The sequence below is a fragment of the Clostridia bacterium genome (assembly GCA_024653205.1).
GTDB lineage: Bacteria > Bacillota > DSM-521 > Neomoorellales > SLTJ01 > JANLFO01.
The window spans coordinates 25,243-49,132 of the sequence record JANLFO010000006.1 but is presented as its reverse complement, the minus strand read 5'-3'; the positions used below and the strand labels follow the sequence as shown (position 1 = coordinate 49,132).

Annotated in this window: 16 protein-coding genes and 3 pseudogenes; 2 read left to right on the top strand and 17 right to left on the bottom strand. The window is 64.4% G+C overall.

Features of this window, described 5'->3' with window-relative positions:
- Window positions 1-9: 9 nt before the first annotated feature.
- From NUV99_04560 to NUV99_04545, 4 genes are all read right to left on the bottom strand, one after another.
- Complete coding sequence (locus tag NUV99_04560) at window positions 10-615, bottom strand: TetR/AcrR family transcriptional regulator (GenBank protein MCR4419391.1); 606 nt, start codon at window positions 613-615, stop codon at window positions 10-12.
- Window positions 616-631: 16 nt separating this feature from the next.
- On the bottom strand, window positions 632-3,718 hold the full coding sequence (locus NUV99_04555) for an efflux RND transporter permease subunit (protein ID MCR4419390.1): 3,087 nt from the start codon (window positions 3,716-3,718) through the stop codon (window positions 632-634).
- Window positions 3,715-4,968 (bottom strand): efflux RND transporter periplasmic adaptor subunit, encoded by a 1,254-nt coding sequence (locus NUV99_04550; protein MCR4419389.1) that lies wholly within the window; start codon window positions 4,966-4,968, stop codon window positions 3,715-3,717. Before NUV99_04550 ends, NUV99_04555 begins: the two co-directional genes overlap by 4 nt.
- 223 nt (window positions 4,969-5,191) lie before the next feature.
- Complete coding sequence (locus NUV99_04545; protein MCR4419388.1) at window positions 5,192-5,581, bottom strand: S-layer homology domain-containing protein; 390 nt, start codon at window positions 5,579-5,581, stop codon at window positions 5,192-5,194.
- A 17-nt stretch (window positions 5,582-5,598) separates the two neighbouring features.
- On the opposite strand from NUV99_04545, the pseudogene NUV99_04540 reads away from it, so the two are divergent.
- Window positions 5,599-5,763: pseudogene (locus tag NUV99_04540) on the top strand (response regulator).
- Here the strand turns inward: NUV99_04540 and NUV99_04535 are convergent.
- The 12 genes and pseudogenes from NUV99_04535 to murA form a co-directional block, all read right to left on the bottom strand.
- A pseudogene (locus NUV99_04535) lies at window positions 5,705-8,674 on the bottom strand (S8 family serine peptidase). The pseudogenes NUV99_04540 and NUV99_04535 sit on opposite strands and share 59 nt — an antisense overlap.
- A gap of 280 nt (window positions 8,675-8,954) precedes the next feature.
- The gene (cysK, locus tag NUV99_04530; protein MCR4419387.1) at window positions 8,955-9,872 is read right to left on the bottom strand and encodes a cysteine synthase A; all 918 of its coding nucleotides are present in this window, start codon (window positions 9,870-9,872) and stop codon (window positions 8,955-8,957) included.
- Window positions 9,873-10,352: 480 nt separating this feature from the next.
- Window positions 10,353-10,589: a DUF169 domain-containing protein gene (locus tag NUV99_04525; protein ID MCR4419386.1), complete on the bottom strand. Its 237-nt coding sequence runs from the start codon at window positions 10,587-10,589 to the stop codon at window positions 10,353-10,355.
- A 157-nt stretch (window positions 10,590-10,746) separates the two neighbouring features.
- A complete protein-coding gene (locus NUV99_04520) occupies window positions 10,747-11,796 on the bottom strand; it encodes a permease (protein MCR4419385.1) in 1,050 nt (349 codons plus the stop codon).
- Window positions 11,797-12,049: 253 nt separating this feature from the next.
- Window positions 12,050-12,370 (bottom strand): metalloregulator ArsR/SmtB family transcription factor, encoded by a 321-nt coding sequence (locus tag NUV99_04515; GenBank protein ID MCR4419384.1) that lies wholly within the window; start codon window positions 12,368-12,370, stop codon window positions 12,050-12,052.
- A 186-nt stretch (window positions 12,371-12,556) separates the two neighbouring features.
- Window positions 12,557-13,630, bottom strand: a complete 1,074-nt coding sequence (gene arsB, locus NUV99_04510; protein MCR4419383.1) for an ACR3 family arsenite efflux transporter — start codon at window positions 13,628-13,630, stop codon at window positions 12,557-12,559.
- A 30-nt stretch (window positions 13,631-13,660) separates the two neighbouring features.
- Window positions 13,661-14,485, bottom strand: coding sequence for a DUF2703 domain-containing protein (locus NUV99_04505; GenBank protein ID MCR4419382.1), 825 nt, complete (start codon window positions 14,483-14,485; stop codon window positions 13,661-13,663).
- A gap of 173 nt (window positions 14,486-14,658) precedes the next feature.
- Window positions 14,659-14,901, bottom strand: a complete 243-nt coding sequence (locus NUV99_04500) for a thioredoxin family protein (GenBank protein MCR4419381.1) — start codon at window positions 14,899-14,901, stop codon at window positions 14,659-14,661.
- Between the two features lie 489 nt (window positions 14,902-15,390).
- Entirely contained in the window at window positions 15,391-16,581 is a 1,191-nt protein-coding gene (locus NUV99_04495; protein MCR4419380.1) for an MFS transporter, read from the bottom strand.
- A gap of 195 nt (window positions 16,582-16,776) precedes the next feature.
- Window positions 16,777-19,332: an SAM-dependent methyltransferase gene (locus NUV99_04490; protein ID MCR4419379.1), complete on the bottom strand. Its 2,556-nt coding sequence runs from the start codon at window positions 19,330-19,332 to the stop codon at window positions 16,777-16,779.
- Window positions 19,333-19,394: 62 nt separating this feature from the next.
- Complete coding sequence (locus NUV99_04485; GenBank protein MCR4419378.1) at window positions 19,395-20,588, bottom strand: trypsin-like peptidase domain-containing protein; 1,194 nt, start codon at window positions 20,586-20,588, stop codon at window positions 19,395-19,397.
- A gap of 58 nt (window positions 20,589-20,646) precedes the next feature.
- The gene (murA, locus tag NUV99_04480; GenBank protein MCR4419377.1) at window positions 20,647-21,903 is read right to left on the bottom strand and encodes a UDP-N-acetylglucosamine 1-carboxyvinyltransferase; all 1,257 of its coding nucleotides are present in this window, start codon (window positions 21,901-21,903) and stop codon (window positions 20,647-20,649) included.
- A 273-nt stretch (window positions 21,904-22,176) separates the two neighbouring features.
- Between murA and NUV99_04475 the strand changes: the two genes are divergently transcribed.
- Complete coding sequence (locus NUV99_04475; protein MCR4419376.1) at window positions 22,177-23,178, top strand: bis-aminopropyl spermidine synthase family protein; 1,002 nt, start codon at window positions 22,177-22,179, stop codon at window positions 23,176-23,178.
- Here NUV99_04475 and NUV99_04470 read toward each other — a convergent pair.
- A pseudogene (locus NUV99_04470) lies at window positions 23,175-23,597 on the bottom strand (methyl-accepting chemotaxis protein). The gene NUV99_04475 and the pseudogene NUV99_04470 overlap by 4 nt on opposite strands.
- Window positions 23,598-23,890 lie beyond the last annotated feature (293 nt).

The following is a 23,890-nucleotide window of genomic DNA, read 5'->3' as shown; positions in this document are numbered from 1 at the left end:
CGGGCGGTGCTACCTTCGCCTGGCCAGGCCCCGCCACAGCAGATCCACCAGGGTCATGGCCATCTCTGCCGGATGCGGCCGGCCGGGCAGCGCTCCCGGCCGGCAGATCAGGCTGCCTCCGGCGCTCCAAAGTACGCCCATAAAGGCCCGTGCTGCTACCTGTTCGTCTACGGGGCGAAGCTCGCCCCTCTCCAGTCCCTCCCGGAAGATTTTCGAGAATAGCGCCACCAGCGCCCTTTCCTGTCTTTCCACCCAGCTCCAAATCTCCGGACCCAGGATTACCGGACTGTAAAAGGCAAGCCGCGCCAGTGCCCGGTGCTCAAGCAGCAATTCCAGGTGCGCCCGGGCCACGGCCCCGAGTTTTTCCTGGCTGCTGTGGGCGGACTCCAGGCTGGCCTTGAGCACCTGCAGGTGATATTCGCCCACGTGATCCAGCATGGCCTGAAACAGTTCGCGCTTGCTGCGGAAGTACTCGTACACGGTGCCCTTGCCGATCCCGGCCCGGAAGGCCACTTCTTCCACCTTGGCCTCGTAGTAGCCGCGGCGGGCGAAAACCTCCGCTGCCGCCTCCAGAATCTGGCGCCGTCTCTCCTCCTGCGGCCTGCGTGCCGCCACGGTACCCACCTCCAGGTCAGGCCGTACGCCGTCGCCTGAATCTCGCGCCCACATCCTCGAGCCAGCTATACGCTACCGGTACCACCACCAGGGTAAGCACGGTGGAGGTAAGCAGCCCTCCCACGATCACGGTGGCCATGGGGGCCTGGTACTCGGCGCCTTCGCCCAAACCCAGGGTCAGGGGCAGCATCCCCAGTACTGTAGTCAGGGCGGTCATCAGGATGGGACGCAGACGCCGGGCTCCCGCCACAAGAAGAGCCTCCTCGCGCTCCATACCCTGACGGCGCAGGAGGTTGGTATAGTCGATGAGCACGATGGCGTTGTTGACCACTATTCCCGCCAGGACTACCATACCCATAAAGGCGGTGATGTTAAAGCTGCGACCAGTTAAGAGCAATCCTAGTACCGCTCCCACCACGGAAAGGGGCAGGCTCAACATGATGGTAAAGGGATGAACCAGAGACTCGAACTGGGCGGCCATTACCATGTATACCAGAGCCACGGCGATCAGGAACGCTACCGTCAGCGTCCCGAAGGCTTCGGTCAACTGCTCCACCTGGCCGCCGAATTCCAGGCTGTAGCCGGCGGGAAGCTTGAGGTCCGCCAGGGCGGCATGCACCTGCTGGGTTACGCGGCCAAGATTATATCCGGCGGCCAGGGTACCACTTACTGTGGCCAGCCGAGATTGATCCTGACGCACGATGGTAGTGGGTCCCTGCCCCATCTCTATTTCCCCCACGCTGCTCAGGGGAACGCGTGCACCGGTGGGAGTCAGAATAAGCAAGCCTTCTAGAGAAGCCAGATCCGACCTCGCCTCTTCGGGCAGGCGCACCCTTACCGCAATCTCCTGTCCCCCTACCCGGTAATAGGTGGCCACCTGTCCCTGTATCGCCGCGCGCACGGTCGATGCCACCTGGGCCGGCGTCAGGCCGTAGCGGGCCGCCTCCGCCGCCCGCACCTTGACCACCGCCTCTGGCCGACCCTCCTCCAGGGAGCTCTTAACCTCCCGCGTGCCCGGTATCGATCGCACCCGCTCCGCTACCTGATCTGCTATTTTCCGCAAGGTATCCAGGTCGTCTCCCCGAATCTGGATTTCCAGCGGTTGCAGGTACTCGGAACTCCCCGTGCCCATGAGAGCATTGCCGGAAACCGTGATCCGGGCGCCTGCAAGGTCGGCCAACTGACGCCGCAGCGCCTCCGCTACTTCCTCGGCAGAGCGGCGGCGTTCATTCTTCGGAACCAGTTCCAGTTCGACCGTGGCGGTCTCCAACGCGCGCCCGCCCAGGCTGCCGCCCATCTGGCCATATGCGCTTCCCAGCGTGGTAGCTACGGTACGTACCTCGGGAAGGGACTGGGCCGCCTCTTCTATGCGCCGGGCTACCCGATCGGTTTCCGCCATGGTACTGCCTCGCGGCAGCTCAACGGTCACGTAGACAAGGCTCTGATCCATGGCCGGCAGCAGTTCCACCCCAACCACAGGAGTGAGCGCCAGGCTTACCACTACTGCCACCGCTGCGGCCAGTATCACCCGCCGGCGGTGTCCCAGGGCCCAGGCCAGGACTTTGACATAGCGCTCTTGCCAACGTTCAAGCCTCCTCCCCAGGCTACCTATCCAGCCGGTGGTCACAGCCGGAGAGGGGGAAAGCCGGGAGGCCAGGGTAGGCACCACAGTTATGGCCACCAGCAACGAAGCCAGGAGGGCAAAGGATACCGTGAGGGCCAGAGGGGAGAACAATTCGTGGGCCAATCCCTCGGTAAATACTATGGGAAGAAAGACCACCACGTTGGTCAGAATCGAGGCGGTTACCGCGTTTGCCACCTCGCCGGTGCCTACCACCGCCGCTTCCGCCGGCTGCCTGCCCTGTTCGCGGTGACGAAAGATGTTCTCCAGCACCACTATGCCGCCGTCCACCATCATGCCTACTCCCAGGGCCAACCCGCCCAGGGTCATGAGGTTGAGATTGAGGCCACCAAAGCGCATGAGGACGAAGGTGGTAATTATGGATACCGGCATGGCCAGAGCCAGTACCAGGGTAGAGCGCAGGCTGCGCAGGAAGAAGAAAAGGATTAGGCCGGCCAGGACGGCGCCTACTACCAGCTGATTAAGAACGTTGCTGAGAACAGTCTCTATGTACCGGGCCTGATCGAAGATGGTAAACACCTGCATGCCCGGAGGCAGCTCGCCTTCCAGTTCCTTCAGGGCGGCGCGCACCCCTCGGGCCACCTCCACCGGGTTGGCGTCGCTTCGCTTGTTGATTACCAGAGCCACGCAGGGCTGGCCGTTGATGCGGCTCGCCTGCTCAACATCGGCGAAGGTATCCTCGACCGTGGCCACGTCCGCCAGACGCACCACCGCTCCGGTACCGGTAATCAAAGGAACGTCCCGGATCTCCTCCCAGCCGGTGAACTCGCCCGTAACCTTCAGCAGGTACTCCTTCTCTCCCGCCGGCAGGTAACCTCCGGAAAGGCTGAGATTCGTGGCCTGAAGTGACTGCACCACCTGGGTAATACTGAGTCCCCGGGCCGCCAGAGCGGCCGGGTCTATTAGCACCGCAATCTCCCGGGTCCATCCGCCCACCACGTCGGCGGAGGCTACCCCTTCTACCCTCTCCAGCCGGCTCTTGATTTGCTCCTCCGCTATCGCCCGGAGCTGCCTCAGGTCCCCGCTTCCGCCCACTGCCAGCTGCATCACCGGCATGAGCGTGGGGTCCATCTTCAGCACCTGGGGATCCTCAGCCCCTTCCGGCAATAGGCCCTGGATCAAGTCGATCTTCTCCCGCATGTCCAAGGCGGCAAAGTCCAAGTCCGTACCCCAGGCAAGCTCCAGGATGATTAGGGAAATACCCCCGCTGGAATAGGAGTAGAGGCTCTTGACCCCGTTCACCGTACCCAGAGTCTCCTCCAAGGGCCGGGTCACCAGCTTCTCCACTTCCTCGGGACCGGCGCCCGGGTAACTGGTAGCCACCACGGCCACGGGGATTTGTAGCTGGGGAAGCAGGTCAAGTTTAAGCCCGGTGAGCGATACCGCACCCAGCAACAGCAGGGCCACCACTACCATCAGCACCGCTACCGGGCGGTTAACCACCCCGCGCAAAAAGCTCAAGACTGGTCCCCCCTGTCGGAGGCCACTACCCGCACCGGATCATTGCTCTGCAGGAATTCCTGGCCCCGCACCACTATCTGTTCGCCCTCTTGCACCCCGGAGCGCAGGGCCGCCCGGCCTTCACCGGTGGCCTCCACTTCAACCGGCCGCTCTACCGCCCGGCCTTCCTGCACCACGAAGACCACCGTGCCGTGGCCCCGGTCCACCAGGGCACCCAAGGGCACCAGCAGCCTACCGGGAAGCCTATCCAGGGGCAGCCGCACCCGGGCCGCCATGCCCGACTTTAAGGTGTGCTTGGGGTTCGCTACCTCCACCCTCACCCGGTAGCCGCCCAGGGTAGAAACAAGTCCAGGGCTCACCGCCACCACCCGGCCCGCCAGGGGTTCTGACCCGAGGGCGGGTACCACCACTTGCACTTCCCGGCCAACCTCAAGGTAATTAACCTCTTTCTCCCCCACCACTATCTCCAGCACCGCCGGATCCAGTTGCACCACGGTAAAGAGCGGTACGCCGGGGCTGACCAGGCTGCCCAGATCGATCGAGCGGGAGATAATCACTCCGGCGATGGGCGAGGTAATTACGTAATGACGCAACTGGGCACGCAGGGCGTCGGCCTGGGCCCGGGCCTGCTCCACCTGGGCCTCAAGCTGTCTTATCTGCTCTTCCCGGGGATATGCAGCTTCAAGATTAGCCTGGGCTACTTCGTAACCCATTCGGGCCTGCTCCCACTGCTGCTGGGAAACCGCTCCCTCCTGGTACAAGTAGTCAATGCGCTTCCAGTCAGCCTCTGCCTGGGCCAGCTGAGCTTGAAGGGTCCTAAGCTGCGCCTCCGAGGGCCCGGCCTTGGCCAGGTCGAGAGCGCTTTCTGCCACCGTTACCGCGGCTTCGGCAGCGCGCAGCTGAGTCTCAATGTCGGCGCTGTCCAGGCGCGCCAGCACCTGGCCCGCGCGCACCCGGTCACCTATGTCCACCAGAACCTCGTGCACCTGCCCCTGCACCTTGGCCGCCACGCTGAGTTCCTGGGAACCACGCACCTGCGCGGCGAACTCCACCTGCCGCACCAGGTCTCCCTGCTCTACGGTGGCCACCTCTACCGCCACCGCCTCCTCGCCCTTGCCAGCTTCGGTGGCAACGCCCCCGCCCAGGCCGCACCCCGCCGAGCCCAGGGCCAGGGCCAGCGCCAGTACCGCTACCGCCGTGCTCCGCCGAGCTTTGCGCCCGGGCGCCCGGCCCGACTCCGCTTTCCCCACGTGCAAGCTCCATCCCTCCTGGAATTCCGGCTGACCGGTCGGTCAGTAACCGAAACCAATGGTATCCGGCCGCCCACCGGCATGTCAATTGCCGCCTGGAGAAATGAGAAGCTCTCTGGCAGGCTGAACCGGGTCGTACACCCGGCATGAGGGGTGACTCTGCAAGTTTCTCCGTCGCAGGCATCGCCGGCTTGGGCACGCAGATTGCATCTCCGGCAGGCTCTCAAGTACCGGGCCGAACCGGTACGCCCGCCGGGTCACCGGCCGTGACTACCAGACGGCACCGGTTCAGGGCCGCTGCCACCTCGGCCCGGGTGGCAGGCGCCCGGGGAGCAAAAACCCCGCCTTCCCGCCCGCCGAGCAGTCCGGCGGCGGCCGCCCGTCCCACCGCTTCCCTGGCCCAGGCGGGCACCCGGTCGGCGTCGGCAAGCACTACCGGCGCCGCCGGGGGCGATAGCCCCTCTCGATCCGCAACCCGCAAAAGCAGGCAGGCCAACTCCGCCCGGGTTACGGGCTCGCCGCCCCGGAAGGTCCCGTCCGGATAGCCGCCCACCAGGCCCCTTTCCCGGGCGGCGGCCACCGCGGGCCGGGCCCAGGCGGGAATGGCAGGCACATCCCGGAAGTCGGGGCTCTGCCCGGGCACCACCTTCAGGTGGCAGAGGCGCGCTACCAGCGCCGCCACCTCGGTTCTGGTGATGCTTTGATCGGGCCGGAAGGTCCCGTCCGGGTAGCCGCCCACCAGGCCCGCCCGGGCCAGAGCCAGAACCTCGGCCTCCGCCCAGTGTCCCCGAAGGTCCTTAAATCCCGCAAAGCCCGGCCGGACCGCCAGCTTCTGCTGGCCCCAGCCGCCGTCCGCAAGATCCAGCCCCACCACCTGTACCGTCTCTTCCGGCGCCTCCAGGCCGAAAAAGGAGGCGAAGTAACCCCCTGCACTCACGGGAATCTGCTGTCTCGTCCCGTCCGCCCGATACAGATATAGACGGTCGGCGGTGGTGGTACCGCTCAGGATGAAGCCGCCTTCCTGGGAAGTTGACCGCACCTGCAGGAAGGGCTTGCTGCCTGCCCCGTCTTCTACCTGCAGTCCGGCAACCACCCGCTCCCAGGGCGAAGGTGCCGCCACCACCCAGACCTTTACCCTCTGTCCTGCTACCAGATCTTCGGGGCCCAGGTAGTACCCCTCACGGCTGACGAGCGCCGAGGGACTCAGACGGTAATGGCTGCCGTCGGCCAGACGGATCAGCCCCTCCCGGGAGTCGTAACCGGCAAAGTAGCCGTAGCGTTCCTCTACGGTTTCGGCCACATCCACCCGGGCCACTTCTCCTGTGTCGGGAGAAAGCACCAGACGCACCCAGGTGCCGGGCAGGAGCGCCGCTGCATCTACCCTCTGGCCCCAGCGAAAAATCCCGGCCCGGTCCAGGGGCAGGGCGCGAAACCGGTTGAGCGTGTCCACCAGGTAAACGGTGGGGGGCCTGACCGAGGCGTACAGCACCCGGCCGTAGAGCACCCGACTGTAGGCGGACAGACTGATCACCCTGCCTTCGTCGGGAAGCAGCACGGCGGTGACGTGATCGCCCGGCCTCAGGTCCTCCAACTTTGCCTCCTGGCCGTCCTTGTAGACCGGGCTGCCCGGAAAGTAGGTATAGGTCTTGCCCGATTCCAGGACGATCAGGCCGGTTTGCGCCTGCACTTCGCGCAACCGGCCCACGGCCAGGTCCCGCTGCACGGAAAGGTACAGGACCTCGCGCCCGTCGTCCGCCAGCATGAGGCGGACGAACTGGCCCGAGGTCAGGTCTTCCCGGCCGGCGGCCCGGGGAACGGCGAAGGGCGCGTCTCCGGCCGAGGCGTCTACCAGCCGGTCCACGAAACCTACCGGCGTGGCCGGGGGCAGGGAGTAGGCTGCCTCCCGGCCCAGCAGCCAGAGCTTCCCTCCCTCCGGATCCACCCGAGCCAGATACCCCTCCTCTTCCCGCCAGGAGATCCTGATCTGCCAGAGCCGCTGGGAAGAAGGGTTGAGGCTGGCGCGCACCCGTACGCCCACCGGAAGCTCGCTCAGGTCCTGGGTAGGCCTGCCGTTAACCAGCGGCGGCTCGGTGGCTTGGGGGTGCGGCAAGTAACCCCCATCCCGAAAGCGAGGGTCGGCCTCCATCAGCACCGTGCCACCGGGGCCGGCCGAAACCTGAACCGCACCTACCTCCCAGGTACGGGCGAAAACGTAGACCGTGCCCCCCACCCAGTAGAGGTCGGCTCCCGGCAACAGTTGTTCCGCGACCAGAGGCAGCACCTGCTCGTCCTTAACCACCACGCCCCGACGGGGCCAAGGCAGCACCTCCCCATCTGCCAGCACCAGCATCTCCCCTGCCTCCCAGGAAGAGAGGATGCTCCTCAAAGGAGCCTGTCCCCATACCAGGGCGAAATCCTGCCGGATCTCGCCCGCCCCGGGCACCGCGTTCTCCTCAAGCCGAGCTGCCCGTACGGTGATGCGGTATTCACCCCGCTGGGGGCGGGGCAAATATACCTGTTCCACGTTGTTAAGCCGGTCCGCTTCTCCCGGGTGCAGAAAGTGATTGCCGAAGTAGACCTGACCGTCCGGCGCCTCTACCACCAGGTCCAGGTCGTTCACCAGGGCCGGAACCCGACCGGGCTCTCCCGGAGGATCGGTCCAGGCCAGGGTGACTTTCAGGGGACCGTAGCCCTGTACCCGGTAGCTGTAGGTAGTGCTCTCGCCTCGGGCCAGACCGGTCTTTTCCTCCAGAAACCGAAAGGTCTTCTCTTTAAGACTTAGGACCGTTCCGGCCAGATCCAAAACGCCGAACCCCTCCCGACCGGGCCCCTCGGCCGTAACCCGGGCGCCGTTGATGAGCAAGGCTTTAAGCAAGGCGGCAGAAGGGTCTGCCAACCCCTGGGCCTCCTCGAGATACTCCCGCAGCAGACCCAGGCTGGCTCCCGCCACCGCTGCCGCCATGCTGGTGCCGCCCATCACCGCGTAGGCTTCGTTAGCCGGAAAGTTGCTTTCGATTAACCGCGAACGGGTAGAAACGATGGCTTGGCCGGGAGCCAGCAGATCCGGTTTGAGGCGCCCGTCTTCGGTAGGCCCCCGGCTGGAAAAGGATACCGGTCGCAGGGGGTCAAGCGCCTGCGGGTCTAAGGCCGGCCGGGGATTGGCGCTGGCCCCTACGATCAGGGCGTTCTTGGCGTTGGCCTCATTGGTGAGCGTACCCAAGGCGGGTCCGGCGTTGCCGGCGCCGAACACGGGCAGAAAATCGGGCTGAGAGCGGATAAAGGCATCGATTTGGGCTGTGGCTTCCCGATACTCGTTTAGCCCCCCGCCCCAGCCGTTGACGTGAACCCTGACTCCGGCCTGGTAGGCGGGGCCGAAGAGTTCTTTAAGGTCGGACGGAGGGCTAAGCTCGCCTTCGGTGTTCAGGAGCGCCTGGAAGTAAAGACCGGCCTCCGGTGCCAGACCCCGAAATTGGCCCTGCGAAGCCGTTCCCGTACCCGCCATGGTGCCGGCCATGTGGGTGCCGTGACCGTTAGGATCGTCCGGCACGGCTCTGCCCGCCAGGGATTGTAGCTTTACCACCTTGGACTTCTGGCTGCCGGAGGCTACCAGGTCGGGGTGAAGATCGGAGAGGCTACCCCCGTCCAGGCCGCTATCCGCCAAGCCCAGGATTTGGCCCCGGCCGGTGAGGCCGTTAGGAGCAGCCACCTCGGCCAGGCGAAGCGGCCGCACCCCGGTAACGTCCGCCGCCCGGTTATTGAGAAACTCCGGCCTCCCTGCCCGGACTGCGGCGCCCGCCGGTGCCTGGACAAGAGGGCCCAGAAGAAAGAAGGTCAGGCTCAGCGCGAGGGCGCCAAGCGTCCTCCTCAGCGCCGAACGCCGGGCCCACCCCTGTCTGATATCTTTCACCCGGCTCCCACCCTTCCTATCCCGGGTCTGTCCGGACCGGCCTAATTATATCACAAATTTGTGAACGCCTGGCCGGCCCCTAAAACACTCCGGCAGAAAGGTAGCGCTCTCCGGTATCCGGCAGGATGACTACTACCACCTTTCCCCGGTTCTCCGGCCGGGAGGCCACCGCCAGGGCCGCGCGCACCGCCGCCCCGGAGGATAGGCCTACCAAAAGCCCTTCCTCCCGGGCCAAACGCCTGGTGGTTTCCCGCGCCTCATCCTCGCCGACCGGAAGAACCTCGTCGATTATCTCCCGGTTCAATACCGGCGGTACGAAGCCCGCCCCAATCCCCTGAATTCCGTGTACGCCGGGCCGGCCGCCCGAAAGCACCGCGGACTCGGCGGGCTCTACGGCCACCACCCGCACCGTGGGCCGCCGGGCTTTTAGCACCTCGCCCACTCCGGTCAACGTCCCCCCTGTACCCACCCCGGCCACCAGAATGTCCACCTGGCCCTCGGTGTCCTGCCAGATCTCTTCGGCGGTGGTGCGCCGGTGAATGTCCGGATTGGCGGGATTGGCGAATTGGTTGGGAATGAAGCTGCGGGGAAATGCCCGGGCCAGCTCTTCGGCTCTGTCTATGGCTCCTTTCATGCCTTTTGCCGCCGGGGTCAAAACCAACTCGGCGCCGAAGGCCTTGAGCAAGCTGCGCCTCTCCAGGCTCATGTTCTCGGGCATGGTAAGTATGAGGCGGTAGCCCTTTACTGCCGCCACCAGGGCCAGGCCGATGCCCGTGTTACCGCTGGTGGGCTCGATGATCACCGTTCCCGGTCCAAGCCGCCCCTCGCGTTCGGCGGCCTCAATCATGGCCAGGGCGATGCGGTCCTTGATGCTGCCTCCGGGATTGACTGCCTCCAGCTTACCGCAAACCGTAACTCCCGGCGGGGCCAGCCGGTTCAGACGTACCAGCGGGGTACGACCGATAAGCTCCAGTACTCCGACGCCTATGCGGCGCATGCTTTGGTCCCTCCTGCCCTGCCTCTCGGCCCCTATAGGCCCGCGGATCCCCCGGGCCCGCAGCCTCACCGGCGACCCGGCCCGACTTTACCCTACCTTCCCTTTATACCAGATCGGGTAGGCTACCTGCCACCCTCCGAGCAATCGCCATGCTTACCAGCCGATCCAGTTCGCCCCGGATGCTGGACAGGGCTAAACATTTATTTAGCAGTGGGCCTGCTTGTGGTCTCCCCCAACGCAGGTTATACTCAATGATCCTGTTAAGGCCTTCCGGGGGGCTCTGAAGGGCTGTCCCCTGGTAGAAGGCTTAAGGGAAGCGCGCCGGGAGGAGACGGCCCGTGAAGAATTACGTGCTCGATAGCTACGCGGTACTCGCCTACTTCCAGGATGAGGCCGGGGCCGCCGAGGTGGAAGGGCTGCTGGCAAAAGCCGCGACCGAGGAAGTGGCGCTTTCCCGCTGCTCCAGGCCACCAGCATTTCTCAGGAGGCGATCTTTTCCGGCAAGGGCCGGAAGCCGAACGCCGCCGGGCAGGAGAGGTTGTCCAGTGTGAGTATCACCCTCTCTCCTTCCCGCGCCTTCATAAGCGCCTGGCAGTACCTGAGCTTCTCGGGCGTGCGCTCCTGCGTCAGCGCCTCCTGGGCCCGGTAGAAGTTGACCGCCACCGGTTGCGTGCCCAGCCCGAGAATACTTCGCATCTTTTGAGCCAGTTTCCGCACCGTCTGCCCCCTTTCTCAGCCCTATGAACTTACGCCCTAGAACCTACATTACGCCTGAACACCTACATCCTCCCCGCTGACCAGCCCACCCGAACCGAGGTGTAGCTGCGACCGGCTCGCCTCCCTTCCGTTAGCTTAGACATAGGTGGCGCAGGCACTAACCGGCAATGGCGCCGTAGCACAGGCCCAGCAGGGTGGAGAGCCCCACTACCAGAGCCACGTAGAGTACGGTCTTCCTGGCCCCCATGATCCGCCCCACCACCAACATGTTGGGCAGGCTTACCGCCGGCCCGGAAAGCAACAGGGCCAGGGCCGGCCCCTTGGCCATGCCCAGGTCGGTAAGGGCCTTGATGATCGGCACCTCGGTCAGGGTGGAGAAGTACATTAGCGCCCCTGCCACCGCGGCCAGCAGGTTGGCGGACAAAGTATTGCCGCCCACGTAGGCCACCACGCACTCCGGCGGCAGCACCGCCTTGATCATGCCGGCCACAAACACCCCGACAAGGAGCACCGGAAAGATCTGCCGGGCCAGCTTGGCGGTTTCCCCGAACCAGGTCTTGACCTCCTCCGGCGCGAGCCACTGCGAGGCAATCAATGCCAGGGTATTGGCCAGGGCGATCACCACCGCCACCTTCCCCCACCCCGGAGCCTTGGAAGTACCTACCAGCAGGATGGCCACCAACACCCCGAAGAAGGAGAGATAGAGCCAGGGGCTCTTGCTCACCGCCTCCACGCCGAAGACCGATTGCTTGGCCACCTTGGCCAGTTCCTCCCGCCGGAAGGCGGCGGCCATGGCCAGGCCGATGATTATAGAAAGCGCGATGGCCCCGGCTCCCCGGGCCACGCCCATGGAAAGGCCTATGGCCCGGGCGGTAAGCACGATGGCCAGAAGATTGATGGCCGGCCCGGAATAAAGAAAGGTAATGGCCGGACCCAGACCGGCTCCTTTCCGATAGATCCCGCCGAAAAGGGGCAGAATGGTGCAGGAACACACCGCCAACACTGTTCCCGAAACCGAGGCTACCCCGTAGGAGACGTACTTCTTGGCAGTAGGTCCGAAGTACTTCAGCACCGCGCCGGTACTCACCAGAGCGGCGATCCCCCCGGCAATGAAGAAGGCGGGAACCAAACAGCCCAGAACGTGGGCAGAAAGGTACTCGCCCAGCTCCGCAACGCCACTCCTAAGCATTTCCAATACTATCGCCATTTTCCCAGGCCTCCTTAGGAAGTGACAAGAATGTGCGTCTCATCTGGTAGTGCCGTGTTCGCCTATACCAGGTGTGCCTCTACCTAGAAACGCCCTTTAGCAAGACTGCTATATTCGTATCTACTTATATACCGCGCCCTACGATAGCTTCCTCTTTCGTCAACCTCCCGCCCTATGACTATGACCTCTACCTGCCTAGTGTTGAGCCTTCTACGGCAGAACTAGAGCCCTGTCCGACCTTAATCTTATCTACTTAATCTATTTCTTCCAGAATGGCAACCGTCGCCTTGGCCTGCAGGTGAAGTATACGCTTGGCAGTCTGCAGAAGCTCGTAGATTTCCGGGTAGTTGATGCGGTAAAGCACGCGCAGGCCGTCTTTGCGCGAGCTCACCAAGTCCTGGCGCTTGAGCACTGCCAGGTGCTGCGAAACGTTGGCCTGCTCCAGTTCAAGCTGCTCGGTAATCTCGCAGACGCAGCGCTCACCGTCGCGCAGGTACTCCAGGATGCGCAGGCGCGTGGGATGGGCCAGCGCCTTCAGAAGATCGGCCTGTAACTGCAAGGTACGCTCATTAATCGGCATGGGCCCCTCTCTCCCAAAAAGAATTAGCGTACAAGCTTCCGCCCATCGTCAACTATTTAATACTTTGGCACCCGAGGCCCGAGTCGGGCTCCCAGGCTAGAGGGCGTGCCCACCGAGAATTCCACGGAAGACATGCCCGAGCTGCCCGAAGGCCCGGTTCGGGCCCTCTGCCCCCCCGCTTCAGCTTGACCTTGCCGCCACCGGCCGCAGCTTGGGCAGCCCCTCCGGAGTGTAATACCTTCGAGAAAAGGCCAGGGCCACGTTAACCAGGCTGATCATCACCGGCACCTCGATCAGCGGCCCGATCACCGCCGCAAAGGCCTGCCCGGATTCGATGCCGAAGACCGCCACCGCCACGGCAATGGCCAGCTCGAAGTTGTTGCTGGCGGCGGTGAAAGAGAGGCTCGCGGTCTGGGCATAGTTCACGCCCAGGCGCAGGCTAAGGAAGAAAGACGCCAGGAACATGACCACAAAGTAGACGAGAAGCGGCAGGGCCACCCGCCCCACGTCCAGGGGAAGCTTCACGATGTACTCGCCCTTGAGGGAAAACATTACCACGATGGTAAAGAGCAGGGCGATGAGGGCCAGGGGGCTGATCTTGGGCACGAAGCGCTTCTCATACCACTCCCTCCCCTTGGCCGGCTCCAGGAACAGCCGGGTCAAAAGCCCCGCGGCAAAGGGAATGCCCAGGTAGATCAACACGCTGGTGGCCACCTCAGCTATGGTTACGTGCACCTCCATGCCGGCCAGGCCGATCCAGGTAGGCAGGACGGTAATGAAGATGTAGGCGTAGATAGAGTAAAAGATCACCTGAAAGATGGAATTGAAGGCCACCAGGGCGGCGGCGTACTCGGTATTTCCGCGCGCCAGACTGTTCCAGACGATTACCATGGCGATGCAGCGCGCCAGCCCGATGAGGATGAGCCCTACCATGTACTCGGGATAGTTATGCAAAAAGACTATCGCCAGGATGAACATGAGAATGGGGCCGATGATCCAGTTCTGCACCAGGGAAAGGGCCAGCACCTTGCGGTTACGGAAGACTTTGCCCAGCTCGCGGTAGTTCACCTTGGCCAGGGGGGGATACATCATAACGATGAGGCCGATGGCGATGGGAATGGAGGTGGTGCCTATGGACAGCCGGTCCAGGAAATCGGCCAGCCCCGGGAAAACGTAACCCAGCCCCACGCCTAACACCATGGCCAAGAAGATCCACAGAGTCAGCAAACGGTCTAAGAGGGAAAGCCTGGCAATCGTCGCTTCGCCCACCCATACCCACCCCCCTTATTCGCAGCCGCAAGCCCCGCCGCTCGCCTGACCGCTTGCCCGACGGCCGCGGAAGAAACGGCGCAGGTTATCCGGGAGTTTCCCCGGCGCCGGAGGCGGTCCGGCCGGTTCGCCGCCGTAGACCGCCCGCAGCAGGGCCTCCACCAACAGGGCTTTAGGCGGAACATCGTACTCCTTTCCTTGGTAAATCCAGACCCGGCAATCTACCTCGTCGCCGCAGAGGTCGCTACAGCAATCGCACCGGCTCTCCCGCAACTCCCCCACGAGGTCGCGGCCGTTCACCCGGATGGAGGGGGAACTGACCAGCCCCAGCCGCCGGGCTTGCTCCTCGGTCTGAACATGGACCTTGTGCACCTCCAACTCTATCCCCGTGGTGCGCAGGACTGGCCCCACCTCGCCCAGGGCCTCCTCCAGCACCCGCTCCGTTTCGCGGCAGCGCGAGCATTGCTCCCGGTCCAGGTAAAGGAACTCCACCCGCAGACGCCTGGGGCCTGCCTCCCGGGTGGCGACCGCGTCGCAACCTCCGGTGGCGGTAGGGCCGCAACACCCGCCGGCCGCCAGGGCGCTCAAGCTCCCTTGGCAGCAGGGCTCCGCCCCCTGGCCGCCCGGCGACGGACCCGCCTCCCCTGCCGAAGCCGCCCGCCCGCAGGTATCTAGGTGGGCTTCCAGGCTCTCCAGCAGTTCCTCCGCCTCCGGGAGCAGGCCGCACCGGCCGGCGTTACTGTAAATCTGGGTGTCCTCCCACCATACTTCGAAGATGCCGCCCTTACCTTCCACCAGTTGCACTTCTAGACCCAGGGTGGACTCAATGGCTGCCGCCATCCTGGCGGCGTGTTCGGCGTAGCCTCAAACCCGGCAGTAGACGATCTTTACTTTTGCCACGACAAATCCGCCTCCTCGCCCAGGGAGCTCTGTAGCCTATCTTCCTTGCCCACGTGCCCCGAGGTGCCGCTCTCCCTTGCAAAGCAAATCCAGCGCCTACCCTTCTTGCCTCGTTACTGCTGCTCGGCGGCTATCCACTCCCGAATCTCGTCGTGGCTGGGCACCCGGCCGAAGACCTTGACCTTGCCGTTGATCACCAGCCCGGGCGTCGTCAATATGTCGTACTCCATGATCTCCCGCAGATCGGTGACTTTGTGCACCTCGGCGCTGATTCCCAGTTCGGCCAGCACTTCCTTCACCCTGGCCTCCACCGCCTGACAGTTCTTGCAGCCCGGTCCCAATACCTTAATCTCCACGCTTGGCGCCTCCTCCTTGACCCCACAAATTCGCCCTCGGGACGAATAAGGAGCTTCGCAAAGATCTATGGCTTTATAACTATATAGACATGTACTACTCGTCGTTTCCCATTCTATCTGCCAGGGCCAGGTCCTGTCAACCCCGGCCGCACCCGGCGAATCCCCAGTTTGCCCTGCCGGCAGCCCTGGGTGGCTTCCCCTCGTACCGGTCGCCCGTCGACCGAACTACGGCGCGGGAAGGCTTACCGCGCAGGCACCCAGTCGGAACCCATCCGTGGCGCCAGCTCGGCCTCGGCCAGCCAGAGACCCAGGCGCCAGTCCTCCACCCTCGCCCTCCGCGAGTTCGGTACCCGGCAAGCCTTTAAGTGCTCGGTGGAACCAGGACCGCCGCGAGGGCAACCTGGGGATCCGCCAGGGGCGAACTGCCCTCGAGTTATCGCCATGCTGCTTGGGCACTTTGCCCTGGGCAGTCCCAGGCAGCCCTGCTCACTACTCCCGACGCAGGGACGAGCTAAGTAGATAAAGAAAGGGCAGGGAAAGCACTTCTAGGGCTCCGGCCAGGAGCATCACGTAGGGCGCACCCAGACCGTAGGCGACTCCCAGGGCGGTACTGCCGAGGAACCAGGACAGGCCGTAAACGGCGTTGAACAGGCCGTAGGCCAGGCCCCGCCGCTCGGGAGGTACGATTTCTGCGAGAGCGGCCCGCATCACGGTTTCCTGAACCCCCATAGCCGCGCCCCAAAGAACCACGCCCGGCAGAACCAGCGCGTAGGAGGAGGAGAAAACCAGGAAGGGAACGGGCAGGGTGAAGAGCGGCAGCAAGACCAGAGTGGCAAGGCCCCTTCGGTCAAACAGGCGACCGACGGGCAGGGCCACCAGGGCATCCACTCCCATGGCCAGGGCGAAAAGCAGGGGTATTTGCGCCTCCGGTACCACGGCCTGAACCTTAAAGTGATAGGAGACCAACTGAAAATGGGCGTAACCGGCAATGCTAAAGCCCGTGAAGAGCAGATAGAACCACAGGACCGTCGGCACTCTTCTTTCCGCCCTGTTATCGCCGTCTGTCGCGGCTTCGGGTTCCAGCCCCCGCGGGTCGGGATATAGGGCCCGGGAAAGGAGCAGAACCGCCAGGGCCGCCCCGGCCGGAGCCAACAGGGTCAGGAAGGCCGCCCGGTAGGCGGCAGCCCGAAAGTAGAGCACGGAAGCGACCAGCAGGGGGCCGGTCACCGCCCCAATTTGATCCATGAGTTCGTGCAAGCCGAAGCCCCAGCCGGTACCGACCCGGCGCGTGGCGTAAGAAAGCATGACGTCCCGCGCCGGGGTGCGCAGGGCTTTGCCGAGCCGCTCCGCCACCACCAAACCGGCGGCCACCTCCCAGCGGCCGACCAGGCCCAGCAGCGGCACGGCCACCAGGTTAAGTCCGTAGCCCAGAATGGTCATCGGCCAGTACTGCCGGGTCCGGTCGGCCAGGTACCCCGACAGGAGACGCAAGGCGTAGCCCACAAACTCCCCCAGCCCGCTCACCAAGCCGATGGCGGCCGGGCCGGCACCGAGTATGGAGAGAAAAGGCCCGGTAATGCTGTGGCCGCCCTCGTAGGTCATGTCCGCCAACAGGCTGACCAGACCCATCAAGAAGATAAAGCGCATGGCCACTCTTTGATCGCGCCGCACCGACGGCATCCCGTTCTCCCCCCTAACTCCGGCTGATCCCTACCGGGCTTTACCGACACGTTTGGTTGTCCCTTCGATTCGTGAGTTTCAACGGCAACCTGACGCCCGGGTGATACTTTCGCCATCCCGTTGAGCCAAGACCACCGGCGGAGCCGGGGTTAATTCGGCCCCCATGGCCCGATGGGCAGGGAGGCGAGGGGCTTCCTATTGCCGGCTGGCATTGCTTCCGGCCCGGATTTCCTCCAACTCGGCCGGGTTCAAGCCCCAAAGCTCCTCCGTAAGCCGGTCGATCTCCGCCTCCACCCCGGCCAGCCCCCGGGAGTCGCCCCGCGCCCTTAGGACATGGGCCCGCCGGGAAAGCTCCGCCAGGCCCCGGTGCACCGCGGACGCCCGGTCGAACTTCGGCACCCGGATGTGGGTCAAGAGATGTCCGGAGCCGAAGCTTTTCCCTCCTCTTTGGGAATGGGCCCGAGCGGCAAGGTTGAAAAGCGAGGAGTTAAGGAGGGCGCAAAGGTAGTGGGCCTCCTCGAGGTCCTCGGTGGATACAAAGGTTACCGTTTCCTGGGGAATCACGGGCTTACTTTCCTCGGGGGCAACCACCGCCGCCCGGATTTCCGAGGCGATTCTCGGCCAGACTACTTTATAGGGGGCGAAGGTGTAGGTCCCCACGTCGAACAGGGAGTAGAACGGCCCGGTTTCCACTACCCTATCTCCTTCCTTGCGGGTAAAGTAACGCCAGAAGGCCGCCCGCCGCCGCAGCACCGCCTCAAAGCGCTTAAGGTAGGCATAGGCGCGAGGGTAGCGGCGGAGCATCTCCTCCTCGGGAAGACCCCGGCGCCGCACCGGGTCTTGGACTACCAGGACATAGGCCGAAGGTGCGGCCCGCCAACGCTCCACCTCCGCGGCCCGCAGGAGGGGACAGAGCAGTTCACCCTCCACGACGGTGGTGATCCTCTCCACCCGACGTTTGGCCCCGCGGGTAACGTTGGTTATCCTCACCAGCCCGTCCGGTCCGGGGGCCACCACCTCCACCCAGTAGACCCCGTTGGCCCCACCGGTATTAAGGCCTTCGTGGGCCCGGTAGGCCGAGGGCCCCAGGATCTTGCGCAAGGCCCGCACCGCGCCCCGGCTCCCGGTGATCCAGGCCGAAGTGGGGTCCTCCGCGGCTACCGGCTCGGCCTCGAGCCGGTGCACCCGGACCCAGCCTAATACCTCCTCCAGAGTCAACTCCTCCGCCGGTTCTGCCGGGCCAACCTTCTGCCAGTAGTAGTAGGGCACGGGGTAACGGTTAGGCCGGCCTTTCTCCAGGAGCATCAGGCAAGTACGGTTATTCGCACCCTCAAAAGGGCGGAGCTCGGTGAGATCCTCTACCGCCTGCACCCTTACCGGGGTTCCGTCCGGCAGGGTGAGGCGGCGAAAGCCCTGTCCGGCCCCGGAGGTCTTAAAGGCCGACTGGGTAATGATAAAGCCCAGCTTTCCCCCGGGCTTAAGGTAGCGGTCCAGGGCCACGTAGGTGAGGAGCATGGAGAGATCCTTTTTGCCTTTCCCCAGGATGGCGTCCATACCGCCGTGGGGAAAGAGGCCGTAGTACTCCCACAGGGGCCGGGTAGCCGCCCGATAGTCTTCGGGCAGGCTCTCCCAGTTTACCCAGGGAGGGTTGCCTACCACGTAATCGAACCGGCCCTCCGCCAACCAAGGCAACGAGGAAGTAGCGGCTCGCTTGCTTCCCGAGGAATTTGGCCGAGTAGGGGGGAGTATAGCGTCTACCCGATAGACGGGGATCTCCACCTCTTCCCGGCGGCAGGGCAGAAGGTCGGCCACGGCCAAAAGGTAGTTGGCGCGGGCGGAGATCACCGCCAGGGGGTTGAGGTCCAAGCCCACCACGTTCCGAAGGATGGTTTGCAGGAGTTCACCCGGGGAAAGGTTACTTTTTAGCGCCTGCTCCCGTAGACGGCAAATCAGCAGTACCAGAAACGTACCGGAACCGCAGCATGGGTCAAGAAATCGTTTGTCCGTGAGGCCGGAGGCGCTGCCTTCCTCCAGGCGCTCCAGAAGACGGCAGGCCAGCCAGTCCGGAGTATAGTACTCGCCCAGGCCATGGCGGATGGCAGAGGGCACGAGTTGCTGATAAAGCCTCTTGAGGAAGTCCCGAGGGCCTTGCGATGCCGTCTCCGGGGAAACCAAGGAGTAGCCGGCCAACCTGTCCAGCATCCGGCCCAGGGCAGAGGCGAGCGCCTCATCCCATACCTCCAGGTACCAATGGAAAGGGTGGCCGTCCGGAAAAACCTTGAGGCGGAAGGCGCGGAAGACTCCGCCCTCGACGAGGTTTTTCCGAAGATAGGCCAGTAGGGCTTGGGGCGAGCAACCCGCCGCCTCCACTGGTTCCCGGCCCAGGTGAGGGAAGGCAAAGCAAGTGGCCGCCTGCACGGCCAGAAACTCGGCCAAGGCGGCAAAGTAAGTGTGAAGGGCAAAGAGAAACGCCGAAGGGTGCTCAGGCCCTTCCTCTAGGCCTAGCCTACGGCCGAGCCGAGCGAGGGCCGTGCCTTTTAACCTCTCCGGAAAAGCGCCGGCGGCGCCGAACTGCTTAACCCATTGCTCGAAGCTCCTCTTAACCGCGGGAGAAGAACTGCTGACCAGCGCCCGATAAAGACTCTTTAACGCCTCTTGCGCCACCGGAGAGCCGGCACCGAAATCGGCTGCCAGGGCTGCGGGTGTCAATAACTTGTCCGTATGAGCCCGGTCCGTTAGCTTGGCCAGCAAGTACCTCCCCCTTTACGGCCTCCTCGATGGGCAAAGTTCCTTGTCTCCTGGTTTCCCCATAGCTAGTAGATCCCCGGTCGGCCCTGCCGCGTTGCTCCCCCTGCCCCGGTTTCTACTTCACTTACCTCCAGCGTGACCTCCTCCTGTCGCCCGCCTCTTGCCACCCGCACCCGAATTCGTTGCCCGGCCTCTTTAGCAGCCAGTACCTCCTCCAGGTCCCCCGGTCGCCACACCGGCCGGCCCTCTACGCTTACAATTACGTCTCCGGGTCTTAAGCCCGCCCGGTCCGCCGGCCCCTCCGGCAGCACTCCCTTTATCATTAGGCCCCGTTCCAGGTCGTACCACTTGGCCACTCCGGAGCTAACCGCGGTGCAGCTCAGGCCCAGGGAGACCCGCCGCACCTTGCCGTCGCGGATGAGCCGCCCGATCACCGGCCGCGCGTCGTTGATGGGTATGGCGAAGCCCATTCCCTCTACCGCCGGCGCGGCGATCTTCACGCTGGTGATCCCGATCACCTCTCCGCGGGCATTCACCAAGGGGCCGCCGCTATTGCCCGGATTGATGGCGGCGTCGGTCTGGATCACGCGCAGGGTGATTTCCTCCCCGGGCCGGCTCTCCACGGAAATATCGCGATCCAAGGCGCTCACCACCCCTACGGTGACCGAACGGGCAAACTGTCTCCCCAGAGGATTACCCACCGCCGCCACCATTTCTCCCACCCGAAGGCGGCCGGAATCGCCCAAGGTCGCGCTCCGCAGCCCGGGCGCCCGAGCTTGGAGTACGGCCAAATCGGTCTGCGGATCCCCTCCCACCAGGCGGGCCTCGTATTCGCGCCCGCCGTCCACGGTTATCAATAGGCCGCGGAAGCCTTCCACTACGTGGTAATTGGTGACGATGTAGCCCTTCTGCCCGTCTATTACCGTGCCCGAACCGCTGACCACTACCGGCCGGCGATATAGGTCGTACCCCTTAAGATTGGTGACCCCTACCACCGTGGGCCCCACCCGCTCGGCTATGGTCACCGCCGGAGACTGCAGGGCCGAATTGGGAAGAGCCACCGGTTCGTATCCGGATGTGTCATCCCGGGTAGAAGGAGAATTTTCTCCGGTCGGTGCCCGTCCCAGCAGCGCCGGACCAAGGTAAGGGGTTAGAGCCAAGGCAAATACCGCGCCGGCCACGGCGGCCACCAGCGCAATGACCAGGTAACTTAAGAGCGCCGTCCGGCGGCGGGGGAAAGCCGATCGGAAATTATCCATGGTGGGTTACGCCTCCGATCCCTAGCTTTCCCCGCGCGAGCCAAGGGCATGTACCCTTTCAGGAGGTAAGCAGCTCCAAACGGGCACCGATGCCGGCCAACTTGGACCACCACTGTTCGTAGCCTCTTTCCAGACAAGAGGCTCCTGTGAGGGTTGTCACTCCCCGGGCCAGAAGCCCGGCCAGGGTGAGGGCCGCGCCGGCCCGCAGGTCGGGCACATGCACTTCCGCGCCCTGCAGGAGACTTCTGCCCACCACCACCGCCGTGGACCCCTCCACACGTATATTGGCCCCCATACGCTGTAGTTCCTGCACCACCTGAAAGCGGGTGTCGAAAACCGTCTCCACCACCACACTGGTTCCTTCGGCCTGGGAGAGGAGCACCAGCATAGGCGGCTGCAGGTCGGTAGGAAAGCCCGGATAGGGCATGGTCTTCACGTTCACGGCGCTCAGCGGTCCCTGCCGGGCCACCTCCAGTCCCCCTTCTTTCTCTTCCACCGTGGCTCCGGCTTCCCGTAGCTTGGCCACCACCGACTGCAGGTGAGTGGGGATGACGTTCTCTACCCGTAAGGGGCCGCCGCCCATTGCCCCCAGGATAAGGAAGGTGCCGGCCTCGATCCGGTCCGGAATAACCGCATAGGAACTCGGCCGCCACTCCGTAGGGCCCTCCACCCGAATCACGTCGGTGCCCGCCCCGCGGATCCTTGCTCCCATGGAGTTCAGGAAATTGGCCAGATCAACTATTTCCGGCTCCTTGGCCGCATTCTCGATCACCGTGGCCCCCCGCGCCTGGCAGGCGGCCATCATCAGGTTTTCCGTGGCCCCCACGCTGGGAAAGTCGAGATAAATCCGCGCCCCGGTCATTTCCGAAGCCGTGGCCCGTATGACCCCGTGCTCTACCTCTAGCCTTACCCCCAAGGCGGCCAGCCCCTTAAGGTGAAGGTCCAGCGGGCGCGGGCCGAGGTTACAACCTCCGGGGAAGGGCACCTCGGCCTGGCCCCGGGCGGCCGCCAGCGCTCCCAGGAAAAGGCTTGAAGCCCGTATCTGCTTGGCCTCGGGCAGAGGAACCTCGGTGCCCAGCCCCGAGGGCACACGCAGAGAAAGGCATCCGGCTCCTACCCATTGGGCTTCCACGCCCAGGGCCTGTAATATGGCTATCATGACTTCCACGTCCCGGATGGCCGGTACGTTCTCCAGACGGGTCATCCCCGGTGCCAGGCAGGCAGCGGCAATAATCGCCAGGGCGGCGTTCTTGCTTCCGCTGACCCGCACTACCCCCTGTAAAGGCTGACCGCCTTCTATCCTGCAACGCACCACTTACCACCCCTTTGCAAGACCCCGTTGCCCTCTTTCCGCAAGGGCCACCCGCGAAAAGCACCGGCATGTAATACGGCTCGGCTTCGGGCCGTCCGTGGCCTTCGGCCCGCCTCCGCCCTCGCTCTCACCGAAGTTCGGTACCCGGCACGCTTTAGGCACTCGGCGAAACCAGGACTGCCGCCGGAAAACCGGGGATAACTCAGTGTCTTGCTTTCTTGACAGTGCAAACCCGCCTCTGTTATAAACAGTGAAGGTGGGAGGGAGGGGGTAACCTTGGAGCGCCTGCGTCGGCAAATCCTCCGCGCCTTGCTGCACGGCCCCGCGACCTTCTGGCAGTTGGTCAGCCTCCAGGACGGGGATCTGGCCGCTTTTGCCGGCACCTTGGAGGAGATGGCCCGTCAGGGGCTGCTCGAATACACAACCGACGGGGCCCTCGCCTTGAGCCCGGAAGGCCGCCGGCAGGCCTCCGGCCTGCTCCCCCGCCAGGAATGGGAATGCCCCGCCTGTGAGGGAAAAGGCATGGTGCCCCGCGGCCTGTTCGCACGGGTCTTGCCCGAATGGGAGGCGCTCGCCGCCTCCCGGCCGGCGCCGTCCCTGAACTTTGACCAGGGCTACATCGGCGCCCGTGACGCCCTGGCCCGGGTGCTGTTCATGTATCGAAGGGCAGACCTGGAAGGTCGGAGCCTGCTTTTCCTGGGGGATGACGATCTCACCAGCCTGGCCGCCGGACTCACCGGGCTGGCCGGAGAAATCCGCGTGCTGGAGATCGACTCCCGCCTGGTGGAATTCCTGAACCGCACCGCCCGGAGCCGCGGGTGGGCCAACTTCCGCGCCGAGACGTACGACGTCCAGGAACCCTTGCCGGAGAATTACTGCCGGCGCTTCGACGCCGTGCTAACCGACCCGGTGGAAACCCGTCAGGGGTTTCTCCTGTTCCTCTCCCGCTGCGCCGAGGCCTTGACCGGCCCGGGCGCGGCCGTGTACTTCGGCCTCACCAGGCTGGAAACCGATCTCGTGAAGTGGCACGGCTGGCTCCGGGCCCTGCTGGACATGGGGCTCACCCCCACGGACCTGCTCCCCGCCTTCCACCGCTATGAGTTGGAAAACACCTCCTTCGTGGCCGAAGAGTATCCTCAGGCCCGGGCCTTCCTACCCGACCGTCCTCCTTCCGGGCCTTGGTACCTTTCCGCCCTGATCCGGCTGGAGGTGACCGATACTCCCCGACCTCAATACCAGGGCCCGGTGTACCTGGGCGCAGCTCTATACCGGGATTAGCTTAAGCTTGCCAGATGCTCCGCCAGGCGGGAAAGCCCCTCGGCGGTGCCGCCTAGCTGCTGGGTGTTGGCGGCTACCTGGCGGGTTACCGCGGCCTGCCTCTGGATCACCTGGGACATCTCTTCTGCGGCCCGGAGAATGCCTACCACCGACCCCTCTATATTCTGCAGGATGCTGCCGATCTGATCGGCCGAAGCGGTGCTATTTTCCGCCAGCTTACGCACTTCTTGGGCCACCACGGTAAAGCCTCGGCCGTGCTCTCCCGCCCGCGCCGCCTCGATGGCCGCGTTCAACCCCAGAAGCTTGGTTTGTTCGGCCACCATACGGATGAAGTTCAGGATCTTGTCTGTCTCCTTAAGGTGGTTGCGTGCCTGGTTGGCGGTCTCGTTGAGCTGTTCGCTCTGCCGGGCCAGGCTCTCCGCTCCGGCGGCCATCTCCTCGGTGGCGGCTACCAACTGCTCTACCGCCTGGGACAAAGACTGGGCGGTATTTGCCAGCTCTCGCGCCCGGCCCTCCAGCTCCACCAGCATTCTCTCCCGCGCCTCCACCAGGGTGCTCATGAGCCAGGCCGCCCGAGCGTCTACCAGGGTCACATCCGGCGGGCAGTCCTGTTTCACCAGAGAAAGCACTTGTTCCCGGCCGGTAACCTCAAAGACTACTTCCAGGCCGGGCTGGGCCAAAAGAGAATGAAAATCCTCGAACACCGCCAGGC